General features: G+C 52.2%; 13 protein-coding genes, 1 pseudogene and 1 riboswitch. Of the genes and pseudogenes, 7 read left to right on the top strand and 7 right to left on the bottom strand.

Translation table 11 applies throughout. From position 1 onward, the window contains the following. Positions 1 to 99: 99 nt before the first annotated feature. Positions 100 to 405: an MTH1187 family thiamine-binding protein gene (locus tag NST08_RS02910; protein WP_007130466.1), complete on the bottom strand. Its 306-nt coding sequence runs from the start codon at positions 403 to 405 to the stop codon at positions 100 to 102. 355 nt (positions 406 to 760) lie between these two features. Then, positions 761 to 1,000, top strand: a riboswitch (cobalamin riboswitch). A gap of 195 nt (positions 1,001 to 1,195) precedes the next feature. Between NST08_RS02910 and NST08_RS02905 the strand changes: the two genes are divergently transcribed. Beyond that, positions 1,196 to 3,529 carry a ribonucleoside-diphosphate reductase subunit alpha gene (locus tag NST08_RS02905; protein WP_007130467.1) on the top strand — a complete coding sequence of 778 codons (2,334 nt, stop codon included), beginning with the start codon at positions 1,196 to 1,198 and terminating at the stop codon, positions 3,527 to 3,529. Positions 3,530 to 4,350: 821 nt separating this feature from the next. Further along, positions 4,351 to 5,382: a ribonucleotide-diphosphate reductase subunit beta gene (locus NST08_RS02900; RefSeq protein WP_210094204.1), complete on the top strand. Its 1,032-nt coding sequence runs from the start codon at positions 4,351 to 4,353 to the stop codon at positions 5,380 to 5,382. 271 nt (positions 5,383 to 5,653) lie between these two features. Here NST08_RS02900 and NST08_RS02895 read toward each other — a convergent pair whose 3' ends face one another. Both NST08_RS02895 and NST08_RS02890 read right to left on the bottom strand, forming a co-directional pair. Further along, positions 5,654 to 6,595 (bottom strand): GNAT family N-acetyltransferase, encoded by a 942-nt coding sequence (locus NST08_RS02895; RefSeq protein WP_341341431.1) that lies wholly within the window; start codon positions 6,593 to 6,595, stop codon positions 5,654 to 5,656. A gap of 152 nt (positions 6,596 to 6,747) precedes the next feature. Then, positions 6,748 to 6,888, bottom strand: coding sequence for a hypothetical protein (locus tag NST08_RS02890; protein ID WP_007130470.1), 141 nt, complete (start codon positions 6,886 to 6,888; stop codon positions 6,748 to 6,750). A 280-nt stretch (positions 6,889 to 7,168) separates the two neighbouring features. Between NST08_RS02890 and NST08_RS02885 the strand changes: the two genes are divergently transcribed. The 3 genes from NST08_RS02885 to NST08_RS02875 all read left to right on the top strand — a co-directional run bounded on the left by NST08_RS02885 (position 7,169) and on the right by NST08_RS02875 (position 8,768). Next, on the top strand, positions 7,169 to 7,651 hold the full coding sequence (locus tag NST08_RS02885; protein ID WP_007130471.1) for a DUF2975 domain-containing protein: 483 nt from the start codon (positions 7,169 to 7,171) through the stop codon (positions 7,649 to 7,651). Between the two features lie 10 nt (positions 7,652 to 7,661). Then, a complete protein-coding gene (locus NST08_RS02880; RefSeq protein WP_007130472.1) occupies positions 7,662 to 7,880 on the top strand; it encodes a helix-turn-helix domain-containing protein in 219 nt (72 codons plus the stop codon). A gap of 90 nt (positions 7,881 to 7,970) precedes the next feature. Continuing rightward, entirely contained in the window at positions 7,971 to 8,768 is a 798-nt protein-coding gene (locus NST08_RS02875) for a DUF817 domain-containing protein (protein WP_050954042.1), read from the top strand. 98 nt (positions 8,769 to 8,866) lie between these two features. On the opposite strand, the gene NST08_RS02870 is transcribed toward NST08_RS02875, so the two are convergent. From NST08_RS02870 to NST08_RS02855, 4 genes and pseudogenes are all read right to left on the bottom strand, one after another. Next, complete coding sequence (locus tag NST08_RS02870; protein ID WP_007130474.1) at positions 8,867 to 9,625, bottom strand: AAA family ATPase; 759 nt, start codon at positions 9,623 to 9,625, stop codon at positions 8,867 to 8,869. 194 nt (positions 9,626 to 9,819) lie between these two features. After that, positions 9,820 to 10,410: an AAA family ATPase gene (locus NST08_RS02865; RefSeq protein WP_007130475.1), complete on the bottom strand. Its 591-nt coding sequence runs from the start codon at positions 10,408 to 10,410 to the stop codon at positions 9,820 to 9,822. Positions 10,411 to 10,506: 96 nt separating this feature from the next. Continuing rightward, complete coding sequence (ssuE, locus tag NST08_RS02860) at positions 10,507 to 11,052, bottom strand: NADPH-dependent FMN reductase (protein ID WP_007130476.1); 546 nt, start codon at positions 11,050 to 11,052, stop codon at positions 10,507 to 10,509. A gap of 390 nt (positions 11,053 to 11,442) precedes the next feature. Continuing rightward, positions 11,443 to 12,258, bottom strand: a pseudogene (locus tag NST08_RS02855) (VanW family protein); the annotation flags it as partial. Positions 12,259 to 12,449: 191 nt separating this feature from the next. Here NST08_RS02855 and NST08_RS02850 point away from each other — a divergent pair. Beyond that, positions 12,450 to 13,358, top strand: a complete 909-nt coding sequence (locus NST08_RS02850; protein ID WP_144878261.1) for an SDR family oxidoreductase — start codon at positions 12,450 to 12,452, stop codon at positions 13,356 to 13,358. A 70-nt stretch (positions 13,359 to 13,428) separates the two neighbouring features. Further along, on the top strand, positions 13,429 to 13,887 hold the full coding sequence (locus NST08_RS02845; RefSeq protein WP_341341430.1) for a hypothetical protein: 459 nt from the start codon (positions 13,429 to 13,431) through the stop codon (positions 13,885 to 13,887). Positions 13,888 to 13,898 lie beyond the last annotated feature (11 nt).

The raw sequence follows: 13,898 nt of genomic DNA, 5'->3' as shown, positions 1-13,898 counted from the left end.
TATCATTCGTTTTTGGAACAACAAAATATATTATATTCCTTCGGCGGGAAAATGCAAGCCCCTCATTAATGGAAAAAACACCCTATAGGAGGGGTTGCATTACCCGCCTAATTTCTCCTGCACCGATTGGATCTTCTGCTTGCTTGAGGATGCCCGGTCGCGCCGGTCGTCGATTTTGACAGAGGTGGATACCCGCTTGGCACCCGACAAGAACGGCGCCTCGTGCAACGCCTCGATCGCACGCCAAATCATAGGGAGCTCCCCTTCAATAATCGTGCTCATCGAAGTCAATTCGTACGTAATTCCCTCCTGTTGCTTCAATATACGCTGCATTTCCGCCACATATGAGCTTAAGCTGGTCGTTGCCGTTCCGATCGGAATGACCGTTACTTCTGCAATTGCCATCACAATAACCTCCCTCGAAGCATTCCATTCATCCACAACGTGGTTGAATCCGATATAGATATCATATCAATTCCGGGGCGTCTTTTCAAAATTTCGCAAAGTCGTCAACACACAATATCTTGTATGTCCAAGATCAAATTTTTATATGGGTCATACGATCCGTTGTCAAAACGCAACCGATGCGGAATCCGCGCAAAAACCGTCGCATTTGGTCACAATCCATGGAATCTTGAGCAGTTTTGACGGTTGGCCAACTAGCATATTACCTGTCCGTTTGCTATAATTCTCCTTGCGTTTATTTTTAAGAAATCGGTTTACAGATACAAGATATTGGGTTACATTAGATTAACGACAACCAAATATAGTGTATACAGGTGCCGCGCTAGCCTATCAGGCAGCCCGGCTTAATAGGGAAGCATGGTGAAAATCCATCACGGACCCGCCACTGTAAAGGCCTCGGGGCTGTTATGCATATGCATATGCAGCTGCCGGCAGTTTGGCAATACGTCACTGAAGTTCCCCGAAAGCGAACTTTGGGAAGACGCCGAATATGTACGGCCTAAGTCAGGAGACCTGCCTGTATACTTCAGACACCGACCTACGGGGTTATAGGGATGTGTTCGTGAAACTTGCGTCTGTACATAACATCATGCCCGAATATGGGCTTATGTCAGCTTTATTCAAACCATCCACAGCGCACGGACATTTTCAAGCCTGCCCTTAGGTTTTAGAAAATGTTTTTTTCATGTTCTTTTTTCAATTTCCCCCAAAGAAAGCGAGGATTTTTTGTATGCCCCAGCTCGTAGTTAAACCAAACAACCGTCAGCTTGCCTTTGATGAAATTCGCCTCTCCGTCTATGCCGACCGGATCCTGAAGGGATTGGACATGCTAGACAAGGAGCGCCTGCTTCGAGGCGTGAATTCCAAACTCCGCGGTGAGCAAGTTACCGGCGAGGAAATCAGCAATGCCTTTACGATGTCCGCGCTTGAGCTCGTATCCAAGGAAGAGCCTGACTGGAAATTTGCGGCGGCTCGTTCATTCCTGACATCTTTATATAAAAAAGCGGCCCACAACCGCCGCTACAAAGCCTATCCGGAAGAGCCTTACGGCGCTTTCTATCCGCTCATTACGGAGCTCGTCCAGAAGGGCATCTATCGTGAAGACCTTCTGACCTGCTACACGAAGGAGCAAATCGAGGAGCTTGGCGAGTGCATTGATCCAAGCCGCGACCTGCTGTTCGATTACATCGGTCTCTTGACGCTGGCCGAGCGTTACCTTGCAACGGATTTCGACGGGCGCGTGATGGAGCTCCCGCAGGAGCGCTACATGGTCATTGCCATGTTCCTCATGCACCAGGAGCCTGAAGACAAACGCCTCGAGCTTGTTAAGGAAGCGTACTGGGCAATGAGCAATCTGTACATGACGGCCGCAACGCCAACGATGTCCAACGCCGGCAAGAAGGTCGCAGGCCAGCTCTCCAGCTGCTTCATCGACACCGTTGACGATTCCCTGGAAGGCATCTTCGATTCCAACACCGACGTAGCCCGTCTTAGCAAAATGGGCGGCGGCATCGGCGTCTACCTCGGCAAGGTCCGCGCACGCGGCTCCGATATCCGCGGCCACAAGAACACCAGCTCCGGCGTCATCCCTTGGATCCGCCAGCTGAACAACACGGCGGTGAGCGTTGACCAGCTCGGCACACGCAAAGGCGCCATTGCGGTCTATCTGGACGTGTTCCACAAGGACATTTTGTCCTTCCTTGATCTGAAGCTGAACAACGGCGATGAGCGCATGAGAGCCCATGACGTGTTCCACGGCGTATGTCTGCCTGACCTGTTCATGGAGGCTGTTGAAGCCCGTGAAGAATGGAGCCTGTTCTGCCCGCATGAAGTGAAGAAGATCATGGGCTGGAAAGATGAGAACGGCCGCCCGCTCGGTCTTGAGGACTTCTACGATCAAACGCCGGGTCAAGGCGCGTTCCGCGAGAAATATGCGGAGGCCTTGGCGAATCCGAACCTGCCGCGCATTACCGTACAAGCGATCGATATTATGAAGCGGATCATGAAATCCCAGCTGGAGACCGGAACTCCGTACATGTTCTACCGCGATACGGTAAACCGTGCGAACCCGAACTCCGCACACGGCATGATCTACTCTTCGAACCTGTGCACGGAAATCATGCAGAACCAGTCGCCAACCGTGGTTGAGCAAGAAGAGCTCGTCACCAAAGACGGCCAAACCCGGATCGTGATTTCGAAAATCCCTGGCGATTTCGTTGTCTGCAACCTGAACTCCATTCACTTGGCGCGTGCAGTGCCTGCCGGCGTGTTGGAGCGGCTCGTACCGATCCAGGTTCGCATGCTGGACAACGTAATCGACATCAACAATATCGAAGTGCTGCAAGCTCAATATACGAACAGCCAGTACCGCGCTGTCGGACTCGGCACCTTCGGCCTGCATCATCTGCTGGCTCTCGAAGGCATCCGCTGGGAATCCGACGAAGCGGTTGAATACAATGATAATCTGTACGAACACATCAATTACCTGCTCGTGAAGTCCAGCATGGAGCTGGCCAAGGAAAAAGGCCACTATCCGAAATTCAAAGGCTCTGCCTGGGAAAGCGGCGAATACTTTACGTTCCGCGGTTACACCGACGGCGAGCATGAAGGCAAATTCGTAACGACCGAGCAGTGGCGCGAGCTGCAGAAGGAAGTTCAAGAAAATGGCGTCCGCAACGCGTGGATGTTCGCGATCGCACCGAACGGCTCCACGTCGATCATTGCCGGTTCTACGGCAAGCATCGACCCGCTGTATGAGCTGCTGTCTTATGAAGAAAAGACGACATATAAAGTAGCCAACCCGGCTCCGGATCTGTCTGAAAAAACAATCTGGTATTACAAAACAGCCTTCCTGATCGACCAGCATTGGTCCATTAAAATGGCTGCTGCCCGTCAACGTCATGTGGACCAGGCGCAAAGCTTCAACCTGTATGTTCGTCCTGACATCCGGGCATCGGAATTCCTGGACCTGCACCTGCATGCCTGGAAAGCCGGCATCAAGACAACGTACTATGTGCGCAGCCGTGCGCTGACGATTGAAGAATGCGAAAGCTGTGCTAGCTAACGAACCCACCCAAACCCTCCCTTCCAAGGGAGGGCCCCAAGGGCTCTGCCCTCTGGACACCCGCAAGCTTGTGAAATGAGACGGATGCGGCGCTTCTTCCAGGTACTTTGGTGCTAGGAGCGCTTTCTCCCTGCGGGAACGCTGGAATGTTGGTGCAGGGACGAATGATTTCATGCGTGCTTTGATGGTGCGACTTCCTGCAAGGATCGCTCTCCCTTTGGGATTCGCTGCTCATGCGGCGCGAACACAATGAGCGGGCTGCTTGCGTGTTTGGTGCGACTTCCTGCGGGGATCGCTCTCCCTTCGGGATTCGCTGCTCATGCGGCGCGAACATAATGAGCGGGCTGCTTGCTTGTTTGGTGCAACTTCCTGCAAGGATCGCTCTCCCTTCGGGATTTGCTGCTCATGCGGCGCGAACACAATGAGCGGGCTGCTTGCGTGTTTGGTGCAACTTCCTGCAAGGATCGCTCTCCCTTTGGGATTCGCTGCTCATGTGGCGCGAATACAATGAGCGGCTGCTTGCGTGTTTGGTTCAACTTCCTGCAAGGATCGCTCTCCCTTTGGGATTCGCTGCTCATGTGGCGCAAACACAATGAGCGGGCTGCTTGCGTTTAGTCGAGCGCGAAGCGAACATCCGTTGAGTAAGCAATAAAAAAGACTACAAGGGTAAGGGTATCCAATCGGAGGAGTTTACGTCCGCCTTTGGGAGCCCTTTGCACCCTTCACAATACATTCAGGCAAAGGGCGGACAACAGCGGCCGGAGAGTGGATACCCGTCCTGTTGATACCCGCCCTACTATAAATGCAAGGAGAGAATGGTTATGCAAATGCAAAAAATATTCAATACCGAAGCACCTAACCGCTCCACACGGATCATTGAGGGCGAATGCTCAGGGATCCTCAACTGGAACGATATTCGGATGCCTCATATGTACAAGCTGTACAAGGTGCTGCTGCTGAACCACTGGATCGCGGACGAAATCCCGATGTCCAAGGATGCGCAGCAATTCCCGCACCTTGATCCGGAGGAGCAGCGCACCTTCAAGATCAACATCTCCCTGCTGGCTGTGCTGGACTCCATGCAGACGATGTTTGTCAGCGACGTGAAGCGCTATTTCACCGACTCCTCGCTTGAGGCCATCTCGGCCATTATCGGGCAGCAGGAAGTCGTTCATAACCAATCCTACTCCTATGTGCTCTCCTCGATCGTTACGGAGCAGGAGCAAAAGGAAATTTTCGAATACTGGAAGCATGATCCGGTTCTGCTGGAGCGCAATCAGTTCATCTCGAACATTTACCAGAGCTTCCGGGACAATCCGTCGCCGCAATCCTTCTTTGAAGCGATGGTCGCCGACCTGATTCTCGAGGGCATTTTCTTCTATAGTACGTTCGCCTTCTTCTATAACCTGGCCCGTGATCAGAAGATGATGGCAACGAGCCAAATGATCTCCTACATTCAGCGTGACGAGAACCAGCATTGCTACTTCTTCGCTGAAGTGTTCAAGCAGCTGCTCAAGGACTTCCCTGAGCTGAACACGAAGGAGAACATCGATTACGTGTACCGCACGATCGATCGCGCGGTCGAGCTGGAGACGAACTGGGCGCATTACACGCTGAGCAATGTGCGCGGCATTGATCTGAACGAGCTGTCCGATTACATCAAATACATCGCCAACCGCCGCATCACCATGATGGGACTGGAGAAAGCGTACGAAGGCGTGGACGTGAACTGCATGCCATGGATCAAGCCGTTCTCCGACGAAGCGCTGAATGCAACGAAGACTGACTTCTTCGAAGCGAAGTCCCGCAACTACGGGAAAGTCGGCGACGACAACGGGTTTGACGATCTGTAAGCTGTACTCGCAGGTAAGCCCGGATCTGCCAAGCTTTTATCTCTCATAGACAAAACCTCCGCTATCCCTGCAAAGGGATGGACGGAGGTTTTTTACATGGATGACAGGGTGGATGATGAATTTACTTCGATGACATGATGGATGCCATCATGATTTTACTTGGGCGGATGAACTGTTGAATATATTTGGATGGGCTATATGGATGAATTACTTGGACGGGTTACATGAATGAATTCCCTCTGGACGCGATCCCTCTCCTGCCCGCCTTTTCTTATCCGGCAGCCGCCCATACCTCGATCTCGACCTTCAGCTCCGGCATCGCAAGCCCCGGCACATAAGCCATCGTCATCGCCGGCGGCCGACCGCCATGGAACTTCGCCCACACCTCATGGAAATGGCTCCAATCGACCTCTTCCACTGCCCAAATATTGATTTTGACGATATGGTCCGCCGTGAGCGATTCGGCTTCCAGCAACCGCTGAATATTCGCAAGCGTATGCTCCACCTGCTGCTTCATGTCATCCGGCAGCTTCCCTTCCGGATCGGTTCCAACTTGGCCGGAGAAGACCAGCAGCGCGGCTCCCTGCGGCACCTTGGTGACATGGGTGTACGGACCGAGCGGCGGCGCAATGACGGGCGGGTTGTAACGTTCAATCAAGGGGTTCTTCTCCTCATCGGCTTCGTTTAGGATCGCCAGCGTTTGATGGTCCTCCCACCGTCCATTGATGTTGACGTTTTTTCGGGCAATGCCTTCCTTATGGAACCCGGCCTTCAGCAGCACTTTCATCGAACCGAGATTATGCGGCATGACCCCCGCCTCGATCCGGTGGAACCGCAGCTCCTCGAAGGCATGGCGGACGACCAGCCGGACGGCTTCCGTCATGTACCCCTGCCCATTGAATGACTTATCCAGAAAATAGCCGATCCAGCAGCTCTGCAAATTCCCACGGATCGGCTCGGTCAGCATGACTTCACCGATGATCTGCCCGGTGTCCCGCAATACTATGACATACAAGTAGCCTTGATCCGTTCCCCCATCGTCCACCGCCTTCCGGATCCGTTCGATCTGTCCCTCCTTGGTAAAAAAATGCTCGTCACGCTTTCCCGTAAACCGCTGGAAAAAATCCCGATTCTCCTTCTCCAGCTTCAGCAGAGCTTCGGCATCCGAAAGCTCCACAGGCTTCACAACAACACGTTCCCCTTGCAGCTGCATACAAATCTCTCCTTCTTCGATAGGATGATATGACCGCATCTCCTATGCGGCAAAACAAAAAACACCACAGGTTATACCTGTGGCGTACGCTGCCGATCCATGCACCACAGGTAAGCGACCTGTGGCGTTTATTCCACTGTATCCTTACATGATCATGAGGCCGATCGCAGGATAACGGTCGCGTTCAGTTTCCAATTGTGGACACACTTCTCCCGTGATTGGCCAAGATCAAAGAAAACAGCGGTGGAGTATCCGATGCCGGGGGACAACGAAACAAGCGATCTCTTCTTCATCCGAATACTCCTCCTCTTCGTTAAAAAATGAACTTTCCTAACCTGCCGTACGTTCTTAATCCCCCATAGAATACATCATTTCAAAACGGTTGGCAAATCGCCGTCGCATCCCCTTACCATCCCGATTCTACCTGGACTGAAGGTCTAATCGCAGCTATGGATTTATGACGACAGGAATATTCCATAACAACAATAATATAATATTAATCAATATTAATTTATTGATAAACGATAAAAGTCGTGTTATTATGATGAACAATAAATAAGCGAGGTGCATGTTATGAAACAAGGAACAACACTCTTTTTAAGAATAGCGGTTATTCTGATTGGAATTCCGGTTCTTGCTTTGTGCATATTTGTGGTGCCTAATATCGCGAGTTTCGCGGCTGAATTGTATCCGGACCATGTTTATCTAAAATATCTCGTTTCCATCGATTTGTATGCATCGGCGATCCCCTTTTACTTAGCTCTGTATCAGGCTTTTAAGCTGTTAAACTACATCGACCAGAATAAAGCCTTCTCCGAATTGTCTGTGAAGGCATTAAAGAGTATTAGGAACTGCGCCATTACGATCAGCATTTTGTATGCGGCCGGCATGCCGCTCTTCTATCTCCTGGCGGAGAAAGATGATGCCCCGGGGATCATCGTGCTCGGACTGGTCATTATTTTTGCTTCATCCGTGATCGCCGTCTTTGCCGCTGTTCTCCAAAGACTTTTACAAGAAGCGATTCATATCAAATCCGAAAATGATTTAACGGTCTGAGGTGAAAACAATGGCAATTATAATCAACATTGATGTGATGCTGGCCAAACGGAAAATGAGTGTTACCGAGCTGTCGGAGAGGGTAGGAATCACCATGGCCAACCTGTCGATATTGAAGAACGGAAAGGCCAAAGCGATTCGCTTCTCAACGTTAGAAGCCATTTGCAAGGCTTTGGACTGCCAGCCCGGAGATATTTTAGAATACCGCGATGAAGACGTCCAGGATTAAACGGGATTCATACCTCAGGGAGTTAGTTCAATGAATCCATTCCAGAAGAGGAGCTTGCTCATGGACCATTCAAAAATGGAGACGCGCAGCATGAGGGCACTACGACAGCTCGTTCGTTTTGGTTGGGAGCAGGCCTTATCGTGCTTGTTTCCGGTCGTTATTTTTGCCTCATTGGCCTTTACGAAATTCGTGCCGCTTCCCTTCCTTCCGCGCTACGACTGGCTTCTCATTATCTGCCTGCTGATGCAGTGGTGGATGGTGCGTTCCGGGCTTGAAACACGGGATGAACTCAAAGTGATCACGTTGTTCCACCTGATCGGACTCGCTCTTGAAATTTTCAAGGTTCACATGGGCTCTTGGTCATACCCGGAGGAGGGATATTTTAAAATCTTTGGCGTGCCTCTGTATAGCGGATTCATGTACGCAAGCGTAGCAAGTTATCTGTGCCAGGCTTGGAGGCGGCTGAAGGTTGAACTGGTGAAATGGCCTCCTTTCTCGCTCGTTGTAACGCTGGCAGCCGCGATTTATTTAAATTTCTTCACGCACCACTATTGGATCGACGTTCGATGGTGGTTATCCGGACTCGTCATCCTCGTCTTTTGGCCATCCTGGGTCACCTACGAGGTGAACGGGACTCGTTATCGGATGCCGCTTGCCCTTTCTTTTGTACTGATCGGATTTTTTATATGGGTTGCCGAAAATATCGCAACATTCTTTGGCGCGTGGAAATATCCAAACCAGGCCGAAGCCTGGAGTCTCGTTCATCTGGGGAAGGTGAGCTCATGGCTCTTATTGGTGATTGTCAGCTTTCTGATCGTGGCAACGTTAAAGCTGGTCAAAGGAAAGGGAAAGCATTCCGACAGGAAAGATCACTGGTATAACGGTTAGGGACCCTGCTATTAAAAAAGTCGAATCCTTACATGGTAAGGTTCGACTTTTTTAGTGCAGCGTTCTGCTGAAACACGGGTTTTACGAATAAAATCACGCTATTCCTCATCGTCCGCAAACAGTTCGCGCAGCATCGCTCCCCGGTTGTTTACGAATTCCTTGGTGATCATATAATGGTCCGTCTCCTCCAGGCTGGACTCCTCTACGCCCTCAGGGGTCAGCTTATAGATGACCGAGTCCGGGTAAGCCATGACAATCGGGGAGTGCGTCGAAATAATGAACTGCGAATCCTCCTGAACCAGATCATGGATTCTCCGAAGCAGCGCCATTTGGCGAAACGGGGACAGCGCCGCTTCCGGCTCATCCATAATGTACAGCCCGCTCCCGCGGAACCGGTGCAAAAAGGTGGCAAAGAAGGATTCCCCGTGCGACTGCGCATGCAAGGATTTTCCTCCGTAGGAATCGTACAGCCCGGGAATCTCCCGCTCCATCGCATCGACCTCGGACGCAACGTTGTAGTAGCTCTCCGCCCGGAAAAAGAAGCCGTCCCGCGGTTTGCGGACGCCCCGGACCGTTCGGATGTATTCATACAGCCTCGAATGGGTTTCCTCGGTAGCGAACGAGAAATTCATCGTTCCCCCTTCCGGATTGAAGCCGAGTGCCGCCGCAATCGCCTCCAGCAGCGTCGATTTGCCCATTCCGTTCTCCCCAACGATGTAGGTGACCTTCGGATGGAACGTCAAGCCGTCCATCGCATTTACAGCCGGCAGATTGAAAGGATATTCCCGAAATGAAGGTATCCGGTCTCTCATAAGCACAACGCTTCGTAAATAAGCCAGCATGGCAGAGCTCTCCAAGGGCCTTCCCTCCTTGCGTCCTATGATTAAAATCTACGATTCGGCGGGTTACATAATGCTCGGCACCTGCTTATCCTGCATCTCCCTATACGACAAGCGCGCATGACGGCTTCATGAAGATAGCCTGCCATGCGCGCAGCATAAGCTTCGTGGTGAACGAAAAGCCGGTCCTTTTGCCAAAAAGGGGGGCCTTTCTATTCCTGCACGATGAATTGGTACAGCTCGTCCACCTTATCCTCGGTAAGATCACCGCTGTTGTCGAATACTTTGATCGACGTCTGCGGAATGTCCCAATTCACTTCCGGCACGAAATCCACCCGCTTCTTGAAGTCGTCCCAATGGTCCAGCTTCCACTGGTCCCGCTCCGTTTGGCGATCGATAATCCGCTCCTTCTGCAGATCCATATCCTTTAACGTCACCACGATCACCTTCACGTCCACATCGCTCTTCGTCAGGCCAGCGGCCGTGATGACCTCCTCGATCCACTCGCGGTTCTTAAGCTCGGCGGTAAACGGCGAAATCATGAATACGTTCTGCCCCGCATTCAAATTCTCGATGCAGATATCCTTCGTTGTATCATATTCGAGGTCGCGCAGATTTTCCTTATAGAAGGAAGAGTCCCGGTCATTCGGATCCAGTCCGTTGCTTTCCAGGAATTTTTCAACAAAACGGCCGCCTACCGTATCGCGGTCAAGAAAAGCGGCCGGTATACGTACCGCAAGTTTCTTGGCAACGGTGGTTTTCCCCGTCCCTGCGACTCCGACAAAAAACACTAGCTTCTGCAATTGCTATCCCTCCACGGTTTGATGTATATAGGTTTGATGTATATAGGTTCAAAGTATCTTGGTTCCATCTATCAAGTGGCCAGCAGCGGCAAGCGGTTAACCGCGCTCGGTCCGGTAACGAGTCTCCTCGATCAGCTCCTCTATCGCTTGAGCCAGGCGCTCTTGAAGCACCTCCGCTACATCAAAGCCGCCATCCTCCGTACGAGCCACCTGGGCGTCCACCGCATACACGCCGCCGAGAATATGGCGGGCTCCGATTGAGGAGAGCACGGGCTTCAGTGAATAATCAATCGCCAGCAAATGTGCCAATGAACCGCCGATAAAGAGCGGAAGCACGATCTTCCCGGCCAGGCCCTTCTGCGGAATCAAATCCAGAAACGTCTTAAGCACCCCCGTATAGGAAGCCTTATATACCGGACTCGCTACAATGACGGCATCGGCCTCGGCGACGAGGCCGTTCGCTTTGACGATATGCTCGCTCTCGAATTTGGTATGAATCAGATCCTCAGGCGGAAGTGAAGCAACATCAATTCGGCTCACCTCGAAATTCGCGGCAGTCAGCGCCTGCTCGGCATATTCCATAATCGCATTCAAGCGGGAGCCTGCTGTCGGACTCCCGTTAATGATGACAGCTTTCGCCATTTTTCTCACCTCGGTTATTTTCATAATGTTTCCCGTCATCCCCTTCCGGACGACCTCGCTAATGTCCCCCTTCAGGAACGATCGGACGGTATGTATGCTCCACTTCCATATACCAAGGCTTTACATAAACGCACCCGCAAAGTCTTCGTTCATCAATAAGGGCCGTTTTAGCCCTCCCGGAACGTTACGGAATGTCAAATCAGAGCAAATTAGTCAGAATTAATATCATCGTATCAATGTGTCTGCGTCTTTGTCAATGGACGCCTACGACATATAACGCTCTGCAGGCAGTGCATGAACATGGACGATTCATCAGCCGGTAAAAATGGTTGCTTTCTCTGTACTCTCTGTGTTCTCTGCTGTCTGTGCTGCTTGTGCTTTCTCTGTACTCTCTGTGTCCTCTGCGTTCTGGGCAAGCAGGGGAGAATACATCATAAGCGCATGATTCTCCGTAATCCATTCATCGTCAAGCAGCTCGCCTTCCCGGCTGAACACCTTCCGGCCGATCACGTTATGCCGCGCATATCCGCCCCACGATTCCTGCGTGATGCGGTGCTCCCGCTCATACACTTGATAGCGATAGAGCGGCTGAGCCGTACAGCGCCACTCCCCGATCAGCTCCTCGGCTGATACATATACCGACAGCTGATAAATATCCTCCGTCGGATTATAAATCTGTAGATCCAAATAATTGTAAGCACAGGTCGCTCCGCTGCCGAACGGCTGGGTGCGGCCAGAATCCGGGAACACGTCGTAGCTGTGGCGATGGCGCTCTGTCACCTGAAGCGGCGTATGCAGCGTCATCCAGTATATCAAATTCGAGAGCTGGCACAGGCCTCCGCCGATGCCTGCCCTAAAGCCGCCGTAAAAGAGCACCATGCCATCCACATAACCTTTGCGCCGGGTAGGACGGCCGATCATTCTCCAATAGGACATGGTTTCGCCGGGACGGATGAGAAGGCCGTCCAGACGTCGCACCGCAAGGCGCAGATTGATTACTTTATTATGCTGGTACCACATGTCGACATCCTTCAGCCGGCGCATCAGCGGCGTCCGATGCTCAAAGACGGGATAGTGCAGCGGCTCGGAAGACCTTATCCGTGCCATGCCTCTTCTGCCTTGCTTCAGCCATTCCCAATAGCGCCGGCAGGTAAAATACTGTTTTCCCGCCCAAAGCCTTAGTTTAGAGCGTTTCACCGGTTTCATGACTTCCCATTCTCCCCTCGCGGACCATTCCCGTTAATCCCAACACTTCCATCAATTTGGAAACAGTTTAACACACTATTTGCAGGATGTTGTGAATATCTTGTAATGAGGCCGCACCCCGAACTGGGCGAATGCATAGAGATAAAACATCACCGTGGATGCAATGTCATCTATGCCCGAGGAGGATTGTCATGAATGCTGAGCAGCCCATCCCTTATATCGGCTTCAAAACGGTATGCAAGGAGCAGCCCATTGCGTTCCCGCCGCAGCATCAACCCGTTCAGCCCGGTCTTGAAAGCTTGATGAAGCCGGTTCCCATTACGGAAGACCCGGCTTATCGCGGCAGCGGCAAGCTGGAAGGCAAAGTCGCCATCGTGACCGGAGGAGACAGCGGAATCGGCAAGGCGGTAGCCATCGCTTTTGCCAAGGAAGGCGCCGATCTGGTCATCCCCTACTTATATGAGACATCGGATGCGGAAGTCACCAAAGCCCGAATCGAACAGCATGGGCAGCGCTGCATCCCGATTAAAATCGATTTGCGCTACAAAAAAAATTGCGAGGCTGTCATCCGGCAAACCCTTGCCGAGTTCGGCAGGCTGGACGTGCTCGTTAACAATCATGGCGTCCAATATGTCCAGCAGAGTATTTTGGACATTACGGAGGAGCAGCTGTACCAGACCTACCAGACGAATATTTTCCCGTTCTTCTTTATGATCCAGGCCGCTCTGCCGCATCTGAAAGCCGGCGCTTCGATCATTAATACGGCATCGATTACCGCCTACGCGGGCTTCAAGGAGCTGATCGATTATTCCTCCACTAAGGGGGCGATCGTCTCGCTTACCCGGTCGCTGGCCCTCTCGCTGGTCGATCAAGGCATACGCGTCAACACGGTTGCGCCCGGCTCGGTCTGGACGCCGCTTATTCCTTCCAGCTTCCCGGCCGAGGAAGTCGCCGTATTCGGCACCGATTCGCCCATGAAGCGGGCGGCACAGCCCTATGAGCTTGCTCCGGCTTATGTATACCTGGCCTCCTCCATCGATTCATCGTTTGTGACCGGTCAAGCAATCCATGTAAACGGAGGTCAGATGGTGACCAGCTAATCCGGGGCCGCTAACTTCAGAAGCTCCATAGCTTCAAAACTTTGTCATCATATACAGAGGATGTGTCGGTATGAACAATGGAAATGCCCAATGGTCCAGTGGACGGATGGACGTCGGACTCTACGCATTAAACAAGCTGGCCAGCGCCGGCGTCGTACTGCTGCTGCTCACGGTAATCGGTCAGGTATGGCCCTCCGGGACGGAGAAGCCGGCCGAGCTGCTCGGACTTTCCATGGAGCAGAAGGAATGGGTCTACGGCTATGCGCTGATTGCCTCGCTGGTTGCCGATGCCCTGCTGTCCCTTCTGCCCAAGCGCGCCAAAAGCCTGCAAATCGGGCTGTATGCGGCGGCCGGATTTGGCTTCTTCGCCTTGTTCAATGGCGGAAGCCCGGACCAGCTGTGGATCCGGGCTTCCTTGGGAGCAGTGACGCTGCTGCTGTTTCTATGGGGGAAATATGCCTTCCCTGCCCATTCTTTGATCACGCCGATCTTTGCCATTGCCGTACCGCTGCTGTGCTGGGCGATCTAAACGCCCGTGCC

Source organism: Paenibacillus sp. FSL K6-1566, from assembly GCF_038050475.1.
Lineage (GTDB): Bacteria > Bacillota > Bacilli > Paenibacillales > Paenibacillaceae > Paenibacillus_AQ > Paenibacillus_AQ lactis.
This window is presented reverse-complemented; position numbering and strand designations above follow the sequence as displayed.

Coding starts and splice junctions, on each gene's coding strand:
- NST08_RS02910 (WP_007130466.1), bottom strand. CDS start 405: ATGGCAATTGCAGAAGTAACGGTCATTCCGATCGGAACGGCAACGACC.
- NST08_RS02905 (WP_007130467.1), top strand. CDS start 1,196: ATGCCCCAGCTCGTAGTTAAACCAAACAACCGTCAGCTTGCCTTTGAT.
- NST08_RS02900 (WP_210094204.1), top strand. CDS start 4,351: ATGCAAATGCAAAAAATATTCAATACCGAAGCACCTAACCGCTCCACA.
- NST08_RS02895 (WP_341341431.1), bottom strand. CDS start 6,595: ATGCAGCTGCAAGGGGAACGTGTTGTTGTGAAGCCTGTGGAGCTTTCG.
- NST08_RS02890 (WP_007130470.1), bottom strand. CDS start 6,888: ATGAAGAAGAGATCGCTTGTTTCGTTGTCCCCCGGCATCGGATACTCC.
- NST08_RS02885 (WP_007130471.1), top strand. CDS start 7,169: ATGAAACAAGGAACAACACTCTTTTTAAGAATAGCGGTTATTCTGATT.
- NST08_RS02880 (WP_007130472.1), top strand. CDS start 7,662: ATGGCAATTATAATCAACATTGATGTGATGCTGGCCAAACGGAAAATG.
- NST08_RS02875 (WP_050954042.1), top strand. CDS start 7,971: ATGAGGGCACTACGACAGCTCGTTCGTTTTGGTTGGGAGCAGGCCTTA.
- ssuE (WP_007130476.1), bottom strand. CDS start 11,052: ATGGCGAAAGCTGTCATCATTAACGGGAGTCCGACAGCAGGCTCCCGC.
- NST08_RS02850 (WP_144878261.1), top strand. CDS start 12,450: ATGAATGCTGAGCAGCCCATCCCTTATATCGGCTTCAAAACGGTATGC.
- NST08_RS02845 (WP_341341430.1), top strand. CDS start 13,429: ATGAACAATGGAAATGCCCAATGGTCCAGTGGACGGATGGACGTCGGA.